We start from the raw sequence: 18,818 nt of genomic DNA, 5'->3' as shown, positions 1-18,818 counted from the left end.
TGAAGGTAGTGAATGAATGATGGCGCGTTTTCAAAAACAGATTACAATACGACCCTTATAATAAGCATCGAGCCCAAGAATGACACCTAATATTCTAGATTTACGCCAAGAGCGATGTCCAATGGCTTTATTATTAGCCAAGCGTCACAGTGTAAAGTTAGAAGTCGGACAGTCATTGTCAATTTATGTCTCTGATAATAGCTCGATGAAAGATATTGTTACTTTTTTGTCTAAGCAAGCCTATGACGTCATCACTGAGGTTTGCTCTAATTACCATCATCTCCTCGTCACTAAAAAGGAATTGCAGTCAGATGCTTGAAATGGTCAATCGTTGGTATAAACGACGTTTCTCTGATCCCCATGCTGTCAGTTTGGTTGCCATCATTCTATTCGGCTTTATTACGATCTACTTCTTTGGTCACCTAATTGCGCCATTATTGGTGGCAATTGTGTTGGCTTACTTGCTTGAGTGGCCTGTTACCCAACTTCAACGGTTAGGTGTTCCAAGAACACCGTCGGTGATGTTGGTTATCCTAATATTTTTTAGCGTGATGCTATTGGCGATATTTGGTTTGGTACCGACCATTTGGGAGCAAGTGGGCAACCTAATCAATGATATTCCAAGCATGTATGGCAGCCTACAAAAGTTCATCGCGACGATTCCAGAGCGTTACCCTGAACTGGCTAACTTGCAGATTGTTGAGTCAGTTATGTCTAACGCGAAGAACAAAGCATTAGGCTTTGGCGAAAGCGTTGTTAAAGGTTCTTTAGCGTCTCTTGTCAGCTTGGCGACACTGGCGGTTTACCTGATTCTTGTACCGCTGCTGATTTTCTTCTTACTGAAAGATAAAGAAGAGATGATCAGAATGGCAAGTGGAGTGCTTCCTCGAAATCGTCGTTTGGCGACCAAAGTATGGGTAGAGATGAACCAGCAAATCTCCAATTACATTCGCGGTAAGGTTCTCGAGATTTTAATCGTTGGTGGTGTGAGTTATGTAACCTTCGCGATTTTAGATCTTCGCTATTCAGTCTTGTTAGCGGTCGCGGTTGGTTTCTCTGTATTGATTCCCTATATCGGTGCGGCAGCGGTAACGGTACCTGTGGCGATTGTTGGTTTGTTCCAATGGGGGCTAGAACCTCAGTTCTACTGGCTGTTACTTGCGTACGGCATCATCCAAGCGCTAGATGGTAACGTGTTGGTTCCGGTTCTGTTCTCTGAAGCAGTGAACCTGCACCCAGTCGCTATTATTGTTGCGGTATTGGTGTTTGGTGGACTGTGGGGGTTCTGGGGCGTGTTCTTTGCAATCCCGCTGGCGACGTTAGTGAAAGCGGTTTGGAATGCCTTACCGAGTCATGCTCTCGATGATGACCCTGAACATCAGCAGTAGCCTCTGAAAGCCAATAGTAATTGAACAAGCTATTAATTTGAATAAGTATAAAAAAGGCGACTATCGATGATAGTCGCCTTTTTACATTTGGCTTAATGAGTGGTGTATTTAGATTCGCTAGGTATGAACTTAGAGAATCAACTCTCTGAAATCGAGATTAAGCTTCTGGGTTGAAGTAATCTAAAACCACTTCGTGGTGAGTCTTGGTTTTGAACTTGTTGAAGACGTGTTCAATCTGACCTTCTTCATCAATGAGGAAGCTAATACGATGCAGACCATCGTATACTTTGCCCATGAATTTCTTCTCGCCCCAAACGCCAAACTGTTCAGCAACGCTGTGGTCTTCATCTGATAATAGAGTGAAGTTCAGAGATTTTTTCTCAACGAAGTTTGGTAGGCGTTTGACTGGATCAACACTCACACCCAAAACCACGACATTGAGGTCATCAAGTTGTGCTTTGATATCACGCAGGCCTTCCGCTTGCACGATACAACCTGGGGTCATTGCTTTTGGGTAAAAGTAGAAAAGTACTTTTTTACCCTTGAAGTCACCAAGAGATACGATATTGCCATCTTGATCTGGAAGAGAAAAAGCAGGTGCTGGAACACCAGCCGTTAGCGTATTCATGACATTTCCTTTTTAGAGACTGTTTTTAATAAAGTTGAGCGAGCCTTGTACGGATAGGCTCTGACACAGCGCGTCGAATTCTTCTTGTAGCTGCATCAAATTACATTCTGATTGCACAGAAGCGGTAATAGAGATATGGAATTGGTCGTTGTCGAGCTGAACCTTGGACTTATTGATGGTTCGGGCGCTCAGCGAGTCGAGTCCGATGTTGCGGTCAGCAAAGAACTGAGTGAACTGCTCGGTAAGGCCGATTTTATCTTCTGACTCAACGAAGACCTCTACGGTATAAGAGTTCTCAATCACATCATGAGTTGAGGTGCGCTTCATTATCGTAATCAAGTCGTGCTCCTGACCGAGCAAAGGCAGAGTGGTTTCAACACGAGTGATGTTGTTTGCCTTTCCAGACAGTAGCATGATAAGCGTAAATTCTTCGCCGAATAGGGCGATGCGGCTATCAATAATGTTACAGCCTGATTGGGTGACCAAGTGAACCACTTGGTTACATACACCTGGGCGATCAGTGCCCACAGCTGTGATTACTAGATGTTGAGTCATAAAATCACGTCTCTATATATTCCATTGATGCATGCATGTTAGCACAGTTAACAAGAGGAATAAGTGTGCGAGGGGGGCTTTTATCAGGCGTTCGCCTTCCGGTGCGCAACAAATGTTAGGAATATCGAGGAGGCTAAAAAAACAAGATAACGCTGCGCTGCGACAGCTTACCTGTTACTGACATCTAGTTTGGCCCTATCCGTTAGATTGAGCGTAGATGACCTAAATTTTCAGATAGAACGACGTTAGAAGTCGTTTTACCTCAAACATACGACAATATTTAATGCAGTTGTTGCCAGTAAGCCACTTTAATGTCTTGTGTTTATTGATCGGCTTACAGTAACATGCAAAAAGAATAAATTAAGGGAGATAGACATGTTTTCAGGAAGTATCGTTGCGCTAGTTACGCCATTTAATACAGATGGTGAAGTGGATTTCGACAGCCTTAAAAAGTTGGTTGAGTACCATGTTGCTGCAGGTAGTGATGGTCTGGTTGCGGTTGGCACAACAGGTGAGTCTTCTACGCTCACTATTGAAGAGCATGTCAAAGTCGTCAATAAGATCGTTGAATTTGCCGATGGTCGTATCCCTGTTATCGCAGGTACAGGCGCAAATGCCACTCACGAATCAGTGTTATTCAGCCGTTTGTTGAACGGTTCTGGTATTGCTGGTTGCCTGAGCGTAACGCCTTATTACAACAAACCGACTCAAGAAGGTTTGTACCAACACTACAAAGCGATTGCTGAAGTTAGTGACGTTCCACAAATCCTATACAATGTTCCGGGTCGTACTGCCGTTGACTTGTTACCAGAAACGGTTGCTCGCCTTGCTGAGATCGAAAACATCGTTGCACTTAAAGATGCGACGGGTGATCTCGACAGAATTGCAATTCACCGTGAACTTTGTGGCGAAGACTTTATCTTACTAAGTGGTGATGACTTAACAGGTCTAGAATTTGTTAAGCGTGGTGGTGATGGTGTTATCTCTGTAACCAATAATGTTGCAGCTGCTGATATGGCAACCATGTTCAAACTAGCGAAAGAAGGTAAGTTTGAAGAAGCAGAAGCGATCAATGAGCGTTTGATGCCTCTTCACAAAAACTTGTTCGTTGAATCTAACCCTATTCCCGTAAAATGGGCGGTTCACAAATTGGGTCTGATTGCTGAAGGTGGCTTACGTCTACCGCTGACTGAATTGTCAAAGCCAGCTCAACCTGTTGTTGCTCAAGCAATGACTGAAGCGTGTATTTACTAAAACGTATGAAATGATGCCGAAGCGAACCTTCGGCATTTAGGAGTATAAATGAAGTATTCTCACCAGCTAGTGATTGGGTCACTGGCTGTTTTCGTTCTTACAGCATGTTCTGGCAGCCCGACTCAACGTCGCCAAGCCAAAGATGATTTCGAATACTTAGAAACACCTGAGTTTTCACAATGGCAATTGCCTGAAGATGCTCAACCTCAGTTCTACCCAAATTTTGATATCCCAAGCGGTGAATTCAGTGGTGGTACAGGTCGTCAAGTGGATATTCGTCCGCCTCAACAGGTTCTTGAACTGATCCCAGGTGCTCGAGCTGAGCGTCAAAACGGTGAAGTGACACTATGGCTTCTTCGTGCTGAAGAAGCGGACCGAGTGTGGCAAACCGCGGTAGACATGCTAGCTCAGCGTGGCATTGGCATTCGTGAGCAATCAGAGAACGACATTGAGACCGATTGGGTAACTTGGGTTTCTGAAGACGAAGAAGTAGAGATTGGCAGCCGCTATTCTATCTCTCGTTTCCAAGCGAACAATCGTCATGGCTTCAAGATTAACCTGATTGATTGGCGTGAAGGTTCTGAAGAGAAACCTGTATCGGCAACCAATAAAGAGCGTTACAACGCGTTCCTAACGAACCTTGTGATGGCTAAGTACGATGAAAATCTTCGTGCTGAAGCTGCACTGAAAGCGCAAGAGTTAGTGAAACGTATCCCTATTTCAATGGGTGCTGACCGCAGTGGTTTCCCTGTGATTATCGCGCGTACGCCTTACAACGTATTGTGGCAACGCTTGCCTGAACTGCTACCTCAAATGGGCTTCGAGCTTGAAGAGCGTAACCAGTCTCAAGGTACCGTGAAAGCGAAATACGCAGCGCCTGATGATGAATTCTGGGAAACAATTGGCCTACAACCTATTGATCTAGCGCCAGGTACTTACACCTTCTTATTTGGTGATCTTGGTAACCGTACGTCAATTAACGTAACGGATGCATCAGGTAAGCCAGTAGAAGAAGAGCTACTGAAGTCAATGGTTCCGGTATTGGCACACGTTGCTGATCAAACCAAAGATAAGAAAGAAGCAAAAGCGGAATAAGCCCTGAGCTGATTTTGACAAATAAAAAGAGGACACACTGTGTCCTCTTTTTTATGTCTGTTTGTCAGCGTTTTATCTATCTGTTGTCTATTTGTGTTGTTTATTTGCTAGCAAGGGATAACAACACAACTGACTTGTTGGAGCTAGAGTATCAAAGGCATTAGGTTAAGTGTCTTTGTTCTCTGTGGACTTATCTTCTTGAGCTTTCTCTTGGTTCTGTTTATCCAATTGATTGAGCTTGTCTAAGTCTTTCTCTGTTTTGTTACGACCTGTCAGATCCATATTGGCGGTCTGTTTGAGCGCAGCAATATTACCCACCACAACGCTAACCACGATGATGATGATAACCCAAGGGTTTGTAAGCCACTCCAACATAAGCGCTCCTAATGACTGATATTCGCCACGAAGCGCGCATAGATCTCGTCTAGCTGCTCCATAATTATCTCATACCCTAATATTGGCTTAGATTGGAGTTGCTTGCCAAGTAAAGTGGGAGATAACTGTGATAAACACAACTGTGAAACTTTACGGTGGCTAATATGCCAAGGTTCTATCGCCACACCGCCGAGGTCTTGGCTGTAAGGAAAGAAGAACCCATATTGAGATGCATTGGCAACAAGCCATTGGTAAAACGCTTGCTGGTGGCCAGTAAGGTATTCCCATGGTTCCAGCTGTAGTTGCGCGCCTTCAGGTAAATGATTACGAGCAAAGACATCAAAGTCACAACCCCAATGGTGACGACTCGCCCCAGGAAGCGCAGACCATCTCAGGATCGCCGACAACTTTTGATGTTCACTGAGTGTTGAAGCATCCAGTGGTTGGCTTTCTGAGTCTAATATCGGTGCTTGACCAGAAAACTTGCGGTTCCAAATCAGAGATTGCCTTTCATAGTCGCGAAAGCCACTGGCAATCTCCATTTTAAAACCAGCGAGTTGAGCAGCTTCAATCAAGTTGTTCAGATCATCTTTGACGTCACTGTGGACCAAGAAGGTCTTGGTGCCAATCAGGCTAGGTTCCAGATGAGAATCTGATTGTCCGGTAAGCTGCTCTGGTGTCATAACGCGTCTCTCAATAATTGGATGCTATCAATAGCTGATGAAAGAACTATTTAGCGAACAGATTCACTAGTGTTCTTTCATACATGTCGGTTAGCTTCTCTAAGTCAGCTACTTTCACGCATTCGTTAACCTTGTGAATGGTTGCATTAACTGGACCTAGTTCTACCACTTGCCCCTTCATGCGCGCAATAAAGCGTCCGTCAGATGTACCACCTGTAGTCAGTAGTGCTGGTTTTACGTCATTAACGTGGCCAACGGCATCCACAATAGCATCAAGCAGTGAGCCTGCGTCTGTTAAGAACGGGTCGCCATTGAATGTCCATTTCAAATCGTATTCGAAATCGTACTTGTCGAGTGTAGTTGTGATTCTCTCAACGATGACGTCGTTATTTAACTCTGTGCTAAAGCGAAGGTTAAACTGAACATTAAATTCACCAGGAATTACGTTTGACGCACCAGTACCCGCACTTACATTGGGGATCTGGAAGCTGGTCGGCGGGAAGTAGTCATTACCTTTGTCCCACTCGGTCGTTGTTAGTTCGTTGATCGCAAGCAGAGAGCTGTGTACCGGGTTGTTCGCTAGGTGAGGGTAAGCAACATGACCTTGTGTGCCTTTAACCGTTAGATCGCCAGTGATAGAACCACGACGGCCGTTTTTCACGACATCACCGACGTACTCAGTACTTGATGGTTCACCCACAATACACATGTCGATGTTCTCGCCACGAGCCATCAGCGCTTCAACAACACGTACTGTACCGTTGATGAAAGGACCTTCTTCATCTGACGTGATAAGGAAACCGATTGAGCCTGTGTGATCAGGGTGCTTAGCGATGAACTGTTCTACCGCAACGATCATTGAAGCTAGAGAACCTTTCATATCTGCCGCGCCGCGACCATGTAGGAAACCATCTACAATAGTCGGTTCGAATGGTTTAGTGTTCCACTGCTCAATTGGGCCTGCAGGTACAACATCTGTGTGGCCAGCAAAAGCAAATAGAGGCGCTTCTGTACCACGGCGAGCCCAGAAGTTCGTCGTATCTTCAAATACCATCACTTCGATTTCAAAGCCTAATGCTTTTAAGCGTTCAATCATCAGGTCTTGGCAACCTGCATCTTCAGGGGTTACCGATTGACGGCTAATGAGGTCTTTTGCCAGAGCCAAAGTTGGGCTATCTGTCATCCTTGAATTCCTTGTTTAAATAAAACGTCTAGTCATTAATTGTTGAGCGCTGAACAGGGGAGGTTCAACGCTTTGTTATTTGTTCTAATACTGCTGATTATGCGAAAATAGCAGCGTATTGGTCAGCTTTGAAGCCAATATGAAGCTTGCCATCCACTTTCAAGATTGGGCGCTTAATCATTGCTGGTTGTTCAACAAGCAGAGCCACGGCTTTTTCTTCCGTTAGCGTGTCTTTTTGTTCTTGAGTAAGTTGGCGATAAGTCGTACCACGTTTGTTTAGCACCAACTCCCAACCAAGCTCTGAACAGAAGCTTGTTACTAACTCTTCAGTGATGCCTTGTTTACGATAATCGTGAAATTCGAACTCGATACCTTCAGCTTCTAGCCATTTTTTTGCTTTTTTGATGGTGTCGCAGTTCGGAATGCCAAACATAGTGATAGTCATTATTCTTCCTTTGGGTGATTTTATTTCGTTGTTATGAGTTGAATCCTATCAGGAAGCTGCAATTCAGACAAAATAGAGTGAGGAATATTTCATAGAGTGAAAAAAAACAGTAAGAAAATGTCACTATTGGAGACTTATTGATCAGCCTCAACATGTTGTCAGCGAAAAAAGAAATAATTGAGTTGCACATATATAGGAGGTGTCAATGGAGTTGAGTCCTGTTTTTGCAAGGCGGCTATATTTAGCATTGTTAGTGGAAAGCCTTGATAGGCCAAATGTGCCTAAACTCATCGAAAAAACGGGTTGGCCTCGTCGTACTATTCAAGATGTACTCAAGGCGTTACCGGGGATCGGTATCGAACTTATGTTTGTTCAAGATGGGCGACGTCATAATGATGGTTATTACCAGTTATCCGACTGGGGGCCATTTGATAGTCAATGGGTTATCGAACGTAAAGGCGATATAGCAACAAGCCTTGGATTTAGTGCATAAGCCAGCGAAAGCTGGCTTTCTTTTGGGCGTCGTAAAATCAAACCATAACGAGATGCCGATTTACTGATTAACTTTCTCTCTTACACACTTTCTCTCTTACACAGGTAGGCTGTACCAAGCATAGTGACGGAAGTACTAAAGTCTTGGGGAAGGGTAAATATGATGGTGTTTGCTCCTAATTCAATGGCGTTGGATTTTAATTCGTTCATTGCGCCTTGAATCAGAGTGTCATTTGGGAAGAATAGGTAGCTGTACCAGTGGCCTTCGCTGCCTGTGACTTCCCCTTTGTACTCGCACTTGTTGATATCAATCAGTCCGTGATAATCCATTTGTACTTGGTCAGCTTCGCTATGTGGGACTGTCGTCGGTGTCGTGCACCCTAATAATATGCCAGTCATAGCTAAAGCGACTAATTCCTTTTTCATACGTTAACCCTGCTATTTCATCAAATAAATCGCGAAACCAACCCAGCTTGCGATCAATAGTAACCACGGCAATTTACTGGCGTGATTTGATGTTGTTTCAATACTTGCGTCTACATTGTTCTCTTCGTCTAGATTAGCTTGTTGAGTCTGCTTCTCTTTCTGTACGCGTTTTTTTGCTTTATCAGCTTGGCGACTGCGTTCTTTTTGCTGTTTCTTGTAAAGTGCGATGCCTTTCTCGATACCCTGAGCAATCAACTTTGTGTGTTCTTTGGTTTGAGCTGGTTTTTGCGTCGCTTTGGCTATCTTCAGTGCTTCTTGTTGAGATTCAACAGACGGTGTATTAGTTTTATTTTTCATACTGAGTTCGATAATTAAAACGGATTAACCAATAAGATAACGCAAACCTAGTTAAGTATGAATGATTTGCGTTAAAGTGTTGGTTTGAAAATAAGTGAAAGTGAGATTTGTGCGGTACTCCATAGAACAATACGACAAACACGGCTTTTTGAAAGCCCCAATCTTACTATGGTTAGGTTGGCTGTTTCTTGCGAAAGCCTTGGTCGTTTTCATTGTTGCGGGCGCAAGCCGAGAGTCGGGAACGGATATCCTCGAGATCATCTATCCAGATCACCAGATGTTTTATGTCGGAATTGCTTTGAGTGTCCCTAGCTTGCTACTGATGTGGTTGTTTGGGCTCAGAACACCAGAGAGAAAGCGTCTCAATAAAGTTGTATCTTGGGGGCGTTGGGTCACCATGATGGCTATCTTGGCACAGGGGTCTCATACCATTTATTTAATCTATCTGGATAACGGATGGTTCCGCTGGTCAAACGGCATCACCTTGTTGTTGCTCCTGTGGTTAGCGCTTTTTCTAACCAATAGTCATGCCGCGAGGGATTGCTTTAAAGTGGTTGAGCACGAAGACTGATTCTCATCAAAACATTTGTCCCATTCACAATTATACTTAGAAGCTAAAACTGGAAGGAATAATCTATGCTTAATGTCTCAAATGAGCAGCCTAACGTTCAAAGTGCTATCTTGCCAGAAGCTGGGCCTTTTGCTCTTTACGTTCAATTAAAAGTGAATGCTAACACTGCTAACGTACTAGCAGAAATTCAAAAGATTCCTTCGCTAATCGAAGAGCTCAACCAAACTCAACCAGATGCGAACTTAACGGCGTCGGTTGCGTTCTCAAAGGCTTTTTGGGATAAGTTCGAGCAAGCTGCTCCGTCTGACCTCATTGATTTCCCAGCGCTTGGTGAAGGTGATATCACAGCACCGAGCACATTGTCTGATGTTCTGATTCATTGTCATTCAAATCGACACGATCTGCATTTCTTCATCCTACGTAAATTGCTATCTGAAGTAGCGGCAGACGTTGAAGTGGTTGATGAAACCTACGGTTACCGCTTCCTAGATTCACGTGACATGACCGATTTCGTTGATGGCACAGAAAACCCGAAAGACGCACAGCGCGCTGAAGTGGCGATTGTACCTGAGGGTGAATTTGCTGGCGGTAGTTATGTGATGGTGCAACGTTTTGTGCATAACCTACCTGCTTGGAACCGATTGAATGTATCGGCACAAGAGAAAGTCGTTGGTCGCACTAAGCCCGATTCAATTGAGCTAGACGATGTTCCTGCGGCGTCTCACGTTGGTCGTGTGGATATCAAAGAAGAAGGCAAGGGCCTTAAAATTGTTCGTCACAGCTTGCCTTACGGTACAGCAACGGGCGATCACGGCCTATTGTTCATTGCTTACTGTAATGTCCGTCATAACTTTGATGCGATGTTAGAGAGCATGTACGGCGTGACAGATGGTAAAACAGACCAACTGCTGCGTTTTACTAAAGCGGTGACAGGCGCTTACTACTTTGCTCCTTCAACTGACATGTTGAGTGCATTAACGGTTAAGTAAATCGTCTCAAAATAGAATAAACAAAGGGAGCCTCAGGGCTCCTTTTTTATTAAAGCTTTAGATAGATTGGTCGATATAAGAGCAATCGTGAGTTTTATTCATCTTTTTGTAAGTGAAGGTCTATGGCTATAACTGTTAATACAAATGTCTCAGCGCTGGTGGCTCAGAGGAATCTGTCGAACGCCAACAACATGCTGAACCAATCTTTGGAGCGCTTAGCTTCAGGGAGTCGTATTAATAGTGCAAAAGACGATGCGGCTGGCTTACAAATTTCGAATCGATTAGAAGCGCAGATGAGCGGCATTGATGTCGCGGTTCGAAATGCGAACGATGGAATCTCCATTATGCAGACGGCAGAAGGAGCGATGAATGAAACCACTAATATCATGCAACGCATGCGAGATTTGTCGCTGCAAGCGAGTAATGGTTCGAATAGCCAGTCGGAAAGGACGGCTATTCAAGAAGAAGTGACCGCCTTAAATGATGAGTTGAATCGAATTGCTGAAACGACTTCGTTTGGCGGTAAAAAACTCCTTAACGGTAGCTTTGGTAGCTCGTCATTTCAAATCGGTGGCAGTTCTGGTGAAGCGGTGCAGATAGGTTTGAAAAACATGCGTACCGATGACATCAACATGGGTGGTTTTAGCTATGTCGCCAATGGCATGGCAAGTGACTCGTGGGAAGTCAAATCCAACCAGAATGATATGACGATGTCGTTTACCGACCGTTTTGGTCAGCCACAAGAGATAACCATCAACGCGAAAGCGGGCGATGATATTGAAGAGTTGGCGACTTACATTAATGGTCAAACGGATCAGATCTCGGCTTCAGTTAATGATGAAGGACAGCTTCAGATCTATATGTCAGGCGAAGAGACGGCCGGCACGATCTCTTTCTCAGGTTCGTTAGCCAGTGAGCTTTCGATGTCGGCGGGTTATTACGAATCAGTCGATGACATCAATGTGACCGATGTGGGTGGCGCGCAGCGTGCTGTCTCTATTTTGGATACAGCGATGAAGTATGTGGATAGTCACCGCTCCGAACTCGGCGCGATGCAAAACCGCTTTGACCATGCAATAAACAATCTCGAAAACGTTCATGAGAACTTGGCTACATCCAACAGCCGAATCAAAGATACCGACTACGCCAAAGAAACCACTCAAATGCTCAAGCAGCAAATACTGCAGCAAGTGAGTACCACAATATTGGCTCAAGCAAAGCAAGCGCCGAATCTTGCTTTAACCTTACTGGGTTAATAAATCGCCTCGAATTTCATAAAGGTAATTCAGCTTAACTAAAGCCCTTTGGTTAATAAAAATACAACTTTTCGCTCGACTGACATCTCGACAACTTTAGCGTTTTTCTCATCTTTTTTTGATAATTTTACGGCTAGTCACGCTTTCTTCCGCTTTCTCGCTATTTCTTTAATTTTATTGTTTTTTTCCTAAAGGTTTCAGTATTCACGCCGTTATTAATAGTAACTTAGAGATAACTACTTGGTTTTCCGAGACGTCGGAAACCGCTATACCGGAAAATCAATTGGAGAAGTCACCATGGCAGTGAATGTAAATACCAACGTTTCAGCGATGACAGCACAACGTTACCTAAACAACGCAAACAGCGCACAACAAACATCAATGGAGCGTCTAGCTTCAGGCTCTAAAATCAACAGCGCGAAAGATGACGCTGCGGGCCTACAAATCTCGAACCGTTTGAACGTTCAGAGTCGTGGTCTTGATGTTGCTGTTCGTAACGCGAACGACGGTATCTCAATTGCACAAACTGCTGAAGGTGCAATGAACGAGACAACAAACATCCTGCAACGTATGCGTGATTTGTCTCTACAATCTTCAAACGGCTCAAACTCAAAATCTGAGCGTGTAGCGATTCAAGAAGAAGTAACAGCACTAAACGACGAACTGAACCGTATTGCGGAAACCACGTCTTTTGGTGGTAACAAACTGCTTAACGGTACTCACGGTACGAAATCATTCCAAATCGGTGCGGATAACGGTGAAGCGGTAATGCTTCAACTGAAAGACATGCGTTCTGATAACGCTCAGATGGGTGGTAAGAGCTACCAAACTGAGAACGCGAAAGACAAAGACTGGAACGTTCAAGCTGGCGCAAACGACCTAAAAATGTCGTTCACTGATAACTTCGGCCAAGCACAAGAAATCGATGTGTCTGCGAAAGCGGGCGACGACATCGAAGAGCTAGCAACTTACATCAACGGTCAACAAGACTCTGTTAAAGCGTCTGTAACTGAAGACGGTAAGCTACAAATGTTTACTGGTAACAACAAAGTTGAAGGCGAAGTGGCATTCTCTGGCAGCCTTGCTGGCGAACTAGGCATGCAACCTGGCAAAGATGTAACGGTTGATACTATCGACGTAACATCAGTTGGCGGTGCACAAGAGTCTGTAGCAGTAATCGATGCGGCACTTAAGTACGTAGACAGCCACCGTGCTGAACTGGGTGCTTTCCAAAACCGTTTCGACCACGCTATCAGCAACTTAGACAACATTAACGAGAACGTTAACGCATCTAAGAGCCGTATTAAAGATACCGATTTCGCGAAAGAAACGACTCAGATGACTAAATCTCAGATCCTTTCTCAAGCTTCAAGCTCGATTCTTGCTCAAGCGAAGCAAGCTCCGAACTCGGCACTTAGCCTACTAGGTTAATCGATTAAAAAGCCACGTTGACTAAAAGCGTTGTTGCTCATAAACGTTGACGTTAGGCTTCCACAAATTAGCTCGTGGTGAGAGATGAGCGCTAAACAGACCCAGCTTCGGCTGGGTTTTTTATTGCCTGTTATTTAGTTAAGGGTGTCGTTGGAGAAAGTACCGTAGTACTGAAAGGAGCAAAAACGTGATTCCCTATCACGCTCGTCCCTCGCTGTAGGGAATGACGGTATAGAGAGGTATTTGACTCATTGCCTACTTGAATCGAAGTCGTTGGTCGTCATCTCAGAATCGAGTAGAACGAGATATCAGGGATCTCTTTTGGTGGCAACTTGATTCGAATTAGATGTCAGGGCTTTTGTTGTGGTCGAAAGTCATCCCTTATGATTTAACATGCAGGAGCAGCGCCTAGAATGGCGTTTAACTTGGTTTAATAACAAAGTAGGGTGGGTTAGTTGGTAATTAAGGATTGGTATTGCTGTGGCTTATTGAGGGGCTGTCTACAACGAGGTGAAGAGCGGCAGTCAGAACCGTTGGTTAAGCGGCTGGATCAATATAGTAGGCACAAAAAACGCCACCCTTAGGTAGCGTTTTAATTAAAGCAGTTAAGTAATCGAAATTACTTAGTTACTTTAAGAACTGGAGTTTCGCCAACAGTTACAGAACCAGAAAGCTTGTTCAGCTCCTTGATTTCGTCCATGTTAGAGATAACAACTGGAGTAAGTGTAGATTTCGCTTTCTCTTCTAGAAGCGCTAGGTCGAAAGTGATGATAGTGTCACCAGCTTTAACAGATTGACCTTCTTCAGCTACACGAGTGAAGCCTTCGCCTTTAAGTTCAACAGTATCGATACCGAAGTGAACGAAAAGCTCAACACCGTCGTCAGACTCGATAGAGAATGCGTGGTTAGTTTCGAAAATCTTACCGATAGTACCGTTAACTGGAGCAACCATTTTGTCGCCAGCTGGTTTGATCGCGATGCCGTCACCAACGATTTTTTCAGCGAAAACAACATCTGGCACATCTTCAATATTTACGATTTCGCCAGATAGAGGTGCGATGATTTCGATTGCACCAGCGTCAGCGCTGTCGTCAGATACTAGCTTTTTCAGTTTGTCAAACAGACCCATTGTGTCATGCTCCTAACGTTTAGTTTTATTCTGTAGAATATACTATACCAATCTAACAAATTAGACGACTATTTTTAGCCGTCTAACTTTATTAAGCTCTTGGTGATTACTGAGTTTTCTCAGCGATGAACTTTTCTACGCAAGCTTCAATTTCTGCAGCTGTAGGTAGAGATAGTGCTTCGTCAGCCATAGCTTTAACTTCTGCGAAGTTAGAGTTACGGATTACTTTCTTAACTTTAGGGATAGAGATACCGCTCATAGAGAACTCATCTAGACCCATACCAAGAAGAAGTAGAGTTGCACGCTCATCGCCTGCTAGCTCGCCACACATACCTGTCCATTTGCCTTCTTTATGAGAAGCATCGATTACTTGCTTGATTACAAGAAGAACCGCTGGAGATAGTGGGTTGTAAAGGTGAGAAATCATCTCGTTACCACGGTCAACTGCAAGAGTGTATTGCGTTAGATCGTTAGTACCGATAGAGAAGAAAGCGACTTCTTTAGCAAGGTGGTGTGCGATTGCAGCTGCTGCTGGAGTCTCAACCATTACGCCAATTTCGATGTCTTCATCGAATGCATGACCTTCAGCGCGAAGTTCAACTTTGTACTCTTCGATTGCTTTTTTCAGTTCACGGATCTCTTCAATAGAAATGATCATTGGGAACATGATGCGTAGCTTACCGTGTGCAGATGCACGAAGAATGCCGCGTAGTTGGTCACGTAAGATTTCACGACGATCCAAGCTGATACGTACTGCACGCCAGCCTAGGAACGGGTTCATTTCTTCTGGAAGATCCATGTATGGAAGATCTTTATCGCCACCGATATCCATTGTACGGATAATCACTGACTCACCGTGCATTGCTTCCGCTACTTCTTTGTAAGCAACGTATTGCTCTTCTTCAGTAGGAAGTGCAGTACGGTCCATGAATAGGAATTCAGTACGGTACAGACCAACACCTTCGCCACCGTTGCGCAAGATACCGTCACAGTCTTTAACTGTACCGATGTTGCCGCAAACTTCTACTTGATGGTTATCAAGCGTGATAGCTGGTAGGTCTTTAAGTTTTGCTAGTTCAGCCGCTTCTGCTTCAAAATCAGATTTGATTTTCTTAGCTTCTGCTAATTCAGCGTCAGAAGGGTTGATGATGATCTTGTTGTTCATCGCGTCTAGCACAAGCATGTCGCCGTTCTTAACTTGCTTAGTGATATCGTTAGTACCAACGATAGCTGGAAGCTCAAGTGAACGTGCCATGATTGAAGTATGAGATGTACGACCGCCGATGTCACAAGCGAAACCAAGAACGTAGTCTAGGTTGATTTGTGCAGTTTCAGATGGCGTTAGGTCGTAAGCAACTAGGATAACTTGTTCATTGATATCTGCTAGAGACACAATGTTGATGCCTAGTGCATTTTTAACGAAGCGAGTACCGATATCACGGATATCAGTCGCACGTTCTTTTAGGTACTCATCATCAAGTGACTCTAGTGCAACAGCTTGCTCTTCGATCACTGTGTAGATCGCGTTGTCTGCGTGCATTTTGTCTTTCTTGATGAGTGCTAAAATCTCTTCTTCTAGCTCTTCATCTTCAAGCAGCATGATATGGCCTTCAAAGATTGCTTCTTTTTCTTCGCCAAAAGTTTCAAGTGCTTTTTGCTTTACAACTTCAAGTTGTTGAGAAGATTTGTTACGAGCGTCAAAAAAACGCTGAACTTCTGCTTCAACTTGATCGTCTGAGATAGATTGAGTGTTTAGGACAATTTCATCTTCTTGAAGTAGTAGTGCTTTACCGAAAGCAATACCAGGAGATGCTAGGATGCCTGAAATCATAGCCTTACCTTAGTTGTTCAACTGTAAACGGGAGAATGTGTGACTTTAAGTCGTCGACTAAATGTCGCGCTTATCGCTATCTATTTCGAACAAAGCCACTTTTCTGTGCAAAATGGCTTTGAAAGAAGGAGACCGTATTAGTGTAGTTGATCCATAAGAGCAACTAGGTGGTCTACTGCTTGCTGAGCTTGAGGGCCTTCAGCTGAAATAGTAACGTTAGTACCTTTTACTAGGCCTAAAGTTTGTAGCTTGAACAGGCTTTTCGCGCTAGCGCTTTTGCCGTTAGAAGTCACTGTGATGTCAGCATCGAAAGATTTTGCTTCTTTAACGAACTGTGCAGCTGGACGTGTGTGAAGACCGTTTTCTGCTGTGATTTCTACTTGCTTCTCGTACATTTGATATACCCCAATTAATTTATTTTTTGTAAGTTTGTAACCAGTTCAGCTTAACTGCTTTAACGTAAGTTCGCTAGAGGCTAGTACGCTATGTTCGTGTTAGAACTTAGACTGATTATAAATTTTTATCCAGCCATGGTCGTCTTTTGTTGAGTACTCATGACTTTCAGAATCTGTTTATTGCTTCTTTTATTTTGAAGCGAAAAATAAAACAGAGCTGATATTACCAAAGGTGGGGCAGGGATCAACAAAAAAGCCCCTAAACGGGGCTTTTTTGGACGAAAAATTGATTTGACCACATATTACTGTTGGTTCTCTTTTTCCGTAAAGATGCCTGCAAACAAGGCTGTGCTCAGGTAACGTTCACCAGAGCTTGGTAGTACGGTAACAATAGTTTTCCCTGCAAATTCAGGTAGTTCTGCGATTCTGTTTGCTGCAACAACAGCTGCGCCAGATGAGATACCAGCAAGGATACCTTCTTCTTTCATTAGGCGTTGAGCCATCTCAATCGCTTCTTCAGAAGTTACCGATTCAACTCGGTCAATAATCTCTAAATCGAGGTTTCCGGGGATGAAACCTGCACCAATACCTTGGATTTTGTGCGGAGCAGGTTTGATTTCTTCGCCTGCAAGCGCTTGTGCGATAACTGGAGACTCTGCTGGTTCAACCGCTACTGAAGTGATGGCTTTGCCTTTTTCACCTTTAATGTAACGACTTGTACCAGTGATAGTACCGCCCGTACCAACACCCGCTACAAACACGTCGATCTCGCCGTCTGTTGCTTCCCAAATTTCCGGGCCCGTTGTCTGCTCGTGAATTTGTGGGTTCGCTGGGTTGTTGAACTGTTGTAGTAGTAGGTACTTGTCTGGGTCTGAAGCAACAATCTCTTCTGCTTTAGCAATCGCGCCGTTCATGCCTTTTGGTGCTTCAGTTAGCACTAGGTTTGCGCCAAGCGCTTTAAGCAGCTTACGACGTTCTAGGCTCATTGACTCAGGCATAGTCAGCGTTAGCTTGTAACCGCGCGCCGCTGCTACGAATGCAAGAGCAACACCGGTGTTACCACTGGTCGGTTCAACAAGTTCGATACCTGGTTTCAGAGTTCCTGCTTTTTCTGCTTCCCAGATCATGTTTGAACCGATACGACACTTAACACTGAAGCTTGGGTTACGAGCTTCGATCTTAGCTAGGACGTTACCTTTGCTTACTTTGTTAAGGCGGACTAGCGGTGTGTTACCAATCGTTAGGGTGTTGTCTTCGTAGATCTTGCTCATGCGATATTCCTTCATTTAATGACAGAACTAAACGTAGTATATCAATCACTTTACCGTCTAGTGTCTTTCGATGTTTGTTCAGCTTGAATTTAGATTAAACAACTTGAAAAAAAGGTAAAAGGATTAAAAAGTTATATCATATAGATATGTAGCAGAGTTCACGCCTATCTTTATTGGTAAGTGAATCCTCAAAAGATAGGCGCGGAAAGGTAAGTTGGCTCGTTTATCGACGAGAGTGTAATGCTTGTTCTTTGAATTCAACAACCCACATGGCTGTGGCACCACAAACAGCAACAGGTACCACGATGAGGTTTAAAATAGGGATTGTCGTAAACACAGAAACAAGCGCGCCGAAGCTGTAGGTCTTACCTTGTTTTTGTTTCAAAATATTTCTCATATCATCGAATTTGATTTTATGGTTATCAAATGGGTAATCAGCGTACTGGATAGCGAGCATCCAGGCAGTGAAGATGAACCATAAAAACGGTGCAACGGTTTGTCCTAGTGCTGGAATTAACAAAAGTAGGAATAAACCTATCGCTTTTGGCAGAACGTAGACAAGCTTGCGCCATTCTCTCGCTAATATACGTGGCGTATCTTTGAGGACATCAAGAAAACCATCGTCATTTACTTTTTTGCCACTAAGCAGCTCTTCTACCTTTTCTGCGAGTAATCCATTGAACGGCGCAGCAATGAAGTTAGCGAGCGTGCTAAAGAAATACGAAAATGTGGCCAAGACGGTTATGACCAGTAGCGGCCATAAAATGTATGACAACCACGACAAGAAGCTTGGCAATGCACCAATCCATCCTTCAATCCAAGTGTTGAGGTTGGAGAAGATATAAAACAAAGCACCACCAACGAGTAACACGTTAGCGATGAGTGGAAGTAAAACAAACTTACGAATACTCGGTGACAAAGCGATTTTTATTCCGAAAATAAAATAGCCAAAGCCTGAGCGTGGAATGGATTCAATAGTCATATTTAAATTAGGTCACATGTGAATTTGGTTAAATAGCAAACATCCCTAGTGTACTCGACCGAAATTAAGAAAAAAAGCGTGG

At 43.9% G+C, this 18,818-nt stretch carries 22 protein-coding genes; 9 read left to right on the top strand and 13 right to left on the bottom strand.

Going from position 1 to position 18,818, the window contains the following annotated elements:
* Positions 1–79 precede the first annotated feature (79 nt).
* Positions 80–319: a sulfurtransferase TusA family protein gene (locus QUF19_RS12930; protein ID WP_076656902.1), complete on the top strand. Its 240-nt coding sequence runs from the start codon at positions 80–82 to the stop codon at positions 317–319.
* Positions 312–1,388: an AI-2E family transporter gene (locus tag QUF19_RS12925; RefSeq protein WP_286294448.1), complete on the top strand. Its 1,077-nt coding sequence runs from the start codon at positions 312–314 to the stop codon at positions 1,386–1,388. Before QUF19_RS12930 ends, QUF19_RS12925 begins: the two co-directional genes overlap by 8 nt.
* A 157-nt stretch (positions 1,389–1,545) precedes the next feature.
* On the opposite strand, the gene bcp is transcribed toward QUF19_RS12925, so the two are convergent.
* Positions 1,546–2,016, bottom strand: a complete 471-nt coding sequence (gene bcp / locus QUF19_RS12920; protein ID WP_017079430.1) for a thioredoxin-dependent thiol peroxidase — start codon at positions 2,014–2,016, stop codon at positions 1,546–1,548.
* A gap of 12 nt (positions 2,017–2,028) precedes the next feature.
* Complete coding sequence (locus QUF19_RS12915; protein WP_102435049.1) at positions 2,029–2,571, bottom strand: glycine cleavage system transcriptional repressor; 543 nt, start codon at positions 2,569–2,571, stop codon at positions 2,029–2,031.
* Between the two features lie 375 nt (positions 2,572–2,946).
* Here QUF19_RS12915 and dapA point away from each other — a divergent pair, with 375 nt between their 5' ends.
* Positions 2,947–3,825 carry a 4-hydroxy-tetrahydrodipicolinate synthase gene (gene dapA / locus QUF19_RS12910; protein WP_029223468.1) on the top strand — a complete coding sequence of 293 codons (879 nt, stop codon included), beginning with the start codon at positions 2,947–2,949 and terminating at the stop codon, positions 3,823–3,825.
* A gap of 48 nt (positions 3,826–3,873) precedes the next feature.
* Positions 3,874–4,920 carry an outer membrane protein assembly factor BamC gene (gene bamC, locus QUF19_RS12905; protein ID WP_017107221.1) on the top strand — a complete coding sequence of 349 codons (1,047 nt, stop codon included), beginning with the start codon at positions 3,874–3,876 and terminating at the stop codon, positions 4,918–4,920.
* A gap of 165 nt (positions 4,921–5,085) precedes the next feature.
* Here the strand turns inward: bamC and QUF19_RS12900 are convergent, their stop codons facing one another.
* The 4 genes from QUF19_RS12900 to QUF19_RS12885 form a co-directional block, all read right to left on the bottom strand.
* On the bottom strand, positions 5,086–5,295 hold the full coding sequence (locus tag QUF19_RS12900; RefSeq protein WP_017107222.1) for a DUF2897 family protein: 210 nt from the start codon (positions 5,293–5,295) through the stop codon (positions 5,086–5,088).
* Between the two features lie 8 nt (positions 5,296–5,303).
* Entirely contained in the window at positions 5,304–5,978 is a 675-nt protein-coding gene (locus tag QUF19_RS12895) for a M15 family metallopeptidase (protein WP_139685956.1), read from the bottom strand.
* A 46-nt stretch (positions 5,979–6,024) separates the two neighbouring features.
* The gene (gene dapE / locus QUF19_RS12890; RefSeq protein ID WP_286294441.1) at positions 6,025–7,161 is read right to left on the bottom strand and encodes a succinyl-diaminopimelate desuccinylase; all 1,137 of its coding nucleotides are present in this window, start codon (positions 7,159–7,161) and stop codon (positions 6,025–6,027) included.
* A 97-nt stretch (positions 7,162–7,258) separates the two neighbouring features.
* On the bottom strand, positions 7,259–7,606 hold the full coding sequence (locus QUF19_RS12885) for an ArsC family reductase (protein ID WP_017110361.1): 348 nt from the start codon (positions 7,604–7,606) through the stop codon (positions 7,259–7,261).
* A 205-nt stretch (positions 7,607–7,811) separates the two neighbouring features.
* Between QUF19_RS12885 and QUF19_RS12880 the strand changes: the two genes are divergently transcribed.
* The gene (locus QUF19_RS12880; protein WP_029223467.1) at positions 7,812–8,099 is read left to right on the top strand and encodes a winged helix-turn-helix domain-containing protein; all 288 of its coding nucleotides are present in this window, start codon (positions 7,812–7,814) and stop codon (positions 8,097–8,099) included.
* Between the two features lie 80 nt (positions 8,100–8,179).
* On the opposite strand, the gene QUF19_RS12875 is transcribed toward QUF19_RS12880, so the two are convergent.
* The gene (locus QUF19_RS12875; RefSeq protein ID WP_286294437.1) at positions 8,180–8,524 is read right to left on the bottom strand and encodes a DUF4156 domain-containing protein; all 345 of its coding nucleotides are present in this window, start codon (positions 8,522–8,524) and stop codon (positions 8,180–8,182) included.
* A gap of 12 nt (positions 8,525–8,536) precedes the next feature.
* Positions 8,537–8,881, bottom strand: a complete 345-nt coding sequence (locus QUF19_RS12870) for a DUF2956 domain-containing protein (RefSeq protein ID WP_286294436.1) — start codon at positions 8,879–8,881, stop codon at positions 8,537–8,539.
* 109 nt (positions 8,882–8,990) lie between these two features.
* On the opposite strand from QUF19_RS12870, the gene QUF19_RS12865 reads away from it, so the two are divergent.
* The 4 genes from QUF19_RS12865 (at position 8,991) to QUF19_RS12850 (ending at position 13,128) form a co-directional block, all read left to right on the top strand.
* A complete protein-coding gene (locus QUF19_RS12865; protein WP_286294434.1) occupies positions 8,991–9,452 on the top strand; it encodes a DUF2919 domain-containing protein in 462 nt (153 codons plus the stop codon).
* 65 nt (positions 9,453–9,517) lie between these two features.
* Entirely contained in the window at positions 9,518–10,441 is a 924-nt protein-coding gene (locus QUF19_RS12860; RefSeq protein WP_286294433.1) for a Dyp-type peroxidase, read from the top strand.
* Positions 10,442–10,563: 122 nt separating this feature from the next.
* Complete coding sequence (locus tag QUF19_RS12855) at positions 10,564–11,697, top strand: flagellin (RefSeq protein WP_286294432.1); 1,134 nt, start codon at positions 10,564–10,566, stop codon at positions 11,695–11,697.
* Between the two features lie 297 nt (positions 11,698–11,994).
* On the top strand, positions 11,995–13,128 hold the full coding sequence (locus QUF19_RS12850) for a flagellin (RefSeq protein WP_004736189.1): 1,134 nt from the start codon (positions 11,995–11,997) through the stop codon (positions 13,126–13,128).
* 619 nt (positions 13,129–13,747) lie between these two features.
* Here the strand turns inward: QUF19_RS12850 and crr are convergent.
* The 5 genes from crr to cysZ all read right to left on the bottom strand — a co-directional run bounded on the left by crr (position 13,748) and on the right by cysZ (position 18,736).
* Positions 13,748–14,257, bottom strand: a complete 510-nt coding sequence (crr, locus tag QUF19_RS12845; protein ID WP_004737851.1) for a PTS glucose transporter subunit IIA — start codon at positions 14,255–14,257, stop codon at positions 13,748–13,750.
* Between the two features lie 106 nt (positions 14,258–14,363).
* Positions 14,364–16,088, bottom strand: a complete 1,725-nt coding sequence (gene ptsI, locus QUF19_RS12840; RefSeq protein WP_017106090.1) for a phosphoenolpyruvate-protein phosphotransferase PtsI — start codon at positions 16,086–16,088, stop codon at positions 14,364–14,366.
* Positions 16,089–16,225: 137 nt separating this feature from the next.
* Complete coding sequence (locus QUF19_RS12835; protein ID WP_004734263.1) at positions 16,226–16,483, bottom strand: HPr family phosphocarrier protein; 258 nt, start codon at positions 16,481–16,483, stop codon at positions 16,226–16,228.
* Positions 16,484–16,785: 302 nt separating this feature from the next.
* A complete protein-coding gene (cysK, locus tag QUF19_RS12830) occupies positions 16,786–17,754 on the bottom strand; it encodes a cysteine synthase A (protein WP_017061934.1) in 969 nt (322 codons plus the stop codon).
* Between the two features lie 223 nt (positions 17,755–17,977).
* Complete coding sequence (gene cysZ, locus QUF19_RS12825; protein WP_286294364.1) at positions 17,978–18,736, bottom strand: sulfate transporter CysZ; 759 nt, start codon at positions 18,734–18,736, stop codon at positions 17,978–17,980.
* Between the last annotated feature and the right edge of the window lie 82 nt (positions 18,737–18,818).

It is taken from the genome of Vibrio sp. FE10 (assembly GCF_030297155.1).
Lineage (GTDB): Bacteria > Pseudomonadota > Gammaproteobacteria > Enterobacterales > Vibrionaceae > Vibrio > Vibrio apostichopi.
This window is presented reverse-complemented; position numbering and strand designations above follow the sequence as displayed.

Coding starts and splice junctions, on each gene's coding strand:
- QUF19_RS12930 (WP_076656902.1), top strand. CDS start 80: ATGACACCTAATATTCTAGATTTACGCCAAGAGCGATGTCCAATGGCT.
- QUF19_RS12925 (WP_286294448.1), top strand. CDS start 312: ATGCTTGAAATGGTCAATCGTTGGTATAAACGACGTTTCTCTGATCCC.
- bcp (WP_017079430.1), bottom strand. CDS start 2,016: ATGAATACGCTAACGGCTGGTGTTCCAGCACCTGCTTTTTCTCTTCCA.
- QUF19_RS12915 (WP_102435049.1), bottom strand. CDS start 2,571: ATGACTCAACATCTAGTAATCACAGCTGTGGGCACTGATCGCCCAGGT.
- dapA (WP_029223468.1), top strand. CDS start 2,947: ATGTTTTCAGGAAGTATCGTTGCGCTAGTTACGCCATTTAATACAGAT.
- bamC (WP_017107221.1), top strand. CDS start 3,874: ATGAAGTATTCTCACCAGCTAGTGATTGGGTCACTGGCTGTTTTCGTT.
- QUF19_RS12900 (WP_017107222.1), bottom strand. CDS start 5,295: ATGTTGGAGTGGCTTACAAACCCTTGGGTTATCATCATCATCGTGGTT.
- QUF19_RS12895 (WP_139685956.1), bottom strand. CDS start 5,978: ATGACACCAGAGCAGCTTACCGGACAATCAGATTCTCATCTGGAACCT.
- dapE (WP_286294441.1), bottom strand. CDS start 7,161: ATGACAGATAGCCCAACTTTGGCTCTGGCAAAAGACCTCATTAGCCGT.
- QUF19_RS12885 (WP_017110361.1), bottom strand. CDS start 7,606: ATGACTATCACTATGTTTGGCATTCCGAACTGCGACACCATCAAAAAA.
- QUF19_RS12880 (WP_029223467.1), top strand. CDS start 7,812: ATGGAGTTGAGTCCTGTTTTTGCAAGGCGGCTATATTTAGCATTGTTA.
- QUF19_RS12875 (WP_286294437.1), bottom strand. CDS start 8,524: ATGAAAAAGGAATTAGTCGCTTTAGCTATGACTGGCATATTATTAGGG.
- QUF19_RS12870 (WP_286294436.1), bottom strand. CDS start 8,881: ATGAAAAATAAAACTAATACACCGTCTGTTGAATCTCAACAAGAAGCA.
- QUF19_RS12860 (WP_286294433.1), top strand. CDS start 9,518: ATGCTTAATGTCTCAAATGAGCAGCCTAACGTTCAAAGTGCTATCTTG.
- QUF19_RS12855 (WP_286294432.1), top strand. CDS start 10,564: ATGGCTATAACTGTTAATACAAATGTCTCAGCGCTGGTGGCTCAGAGG.
- QUF19_RS12850 (WP_004736189.1), top strand. CDS start 11,995: ATGGCAGTGAATGTAAATACCAACGTTTCAGCGATGACAGCACAACGT.
- crr (WP_004737851.1), bottom strand. CDS start 14,257: ATGGGTCTGTTTGACAAACTGAAAAAGCTAGTATCTGACGACAGCGCT.
- ptsI (WP_017106090.1), bottom strand. CDS start 16,088: ATGATTTCAGGCATCCTAGCATCTCCTGGTATTGCTTTCGGTAAAGCA.
- QUF19_RS12835 (WP_004734263.1), bottom strand. CDS start 16,483: ATGTACGAGAAGCAAGTAGAAATCACAGCAGAAAACGGTCTTCACACA.
- cysK (WP_017061934.1), bottom strand. CDS start 17,754: ATGAGCAAGATCTACGAAGACAACACCCTAACGATTGGTAACACACCG.
- cysZ (WP_286294364.1), bottom strand. CDS start 18,736: ATGACTATTGAATCCATTCCACGCTCAGGCTTTGGCTATTTTATTTTC.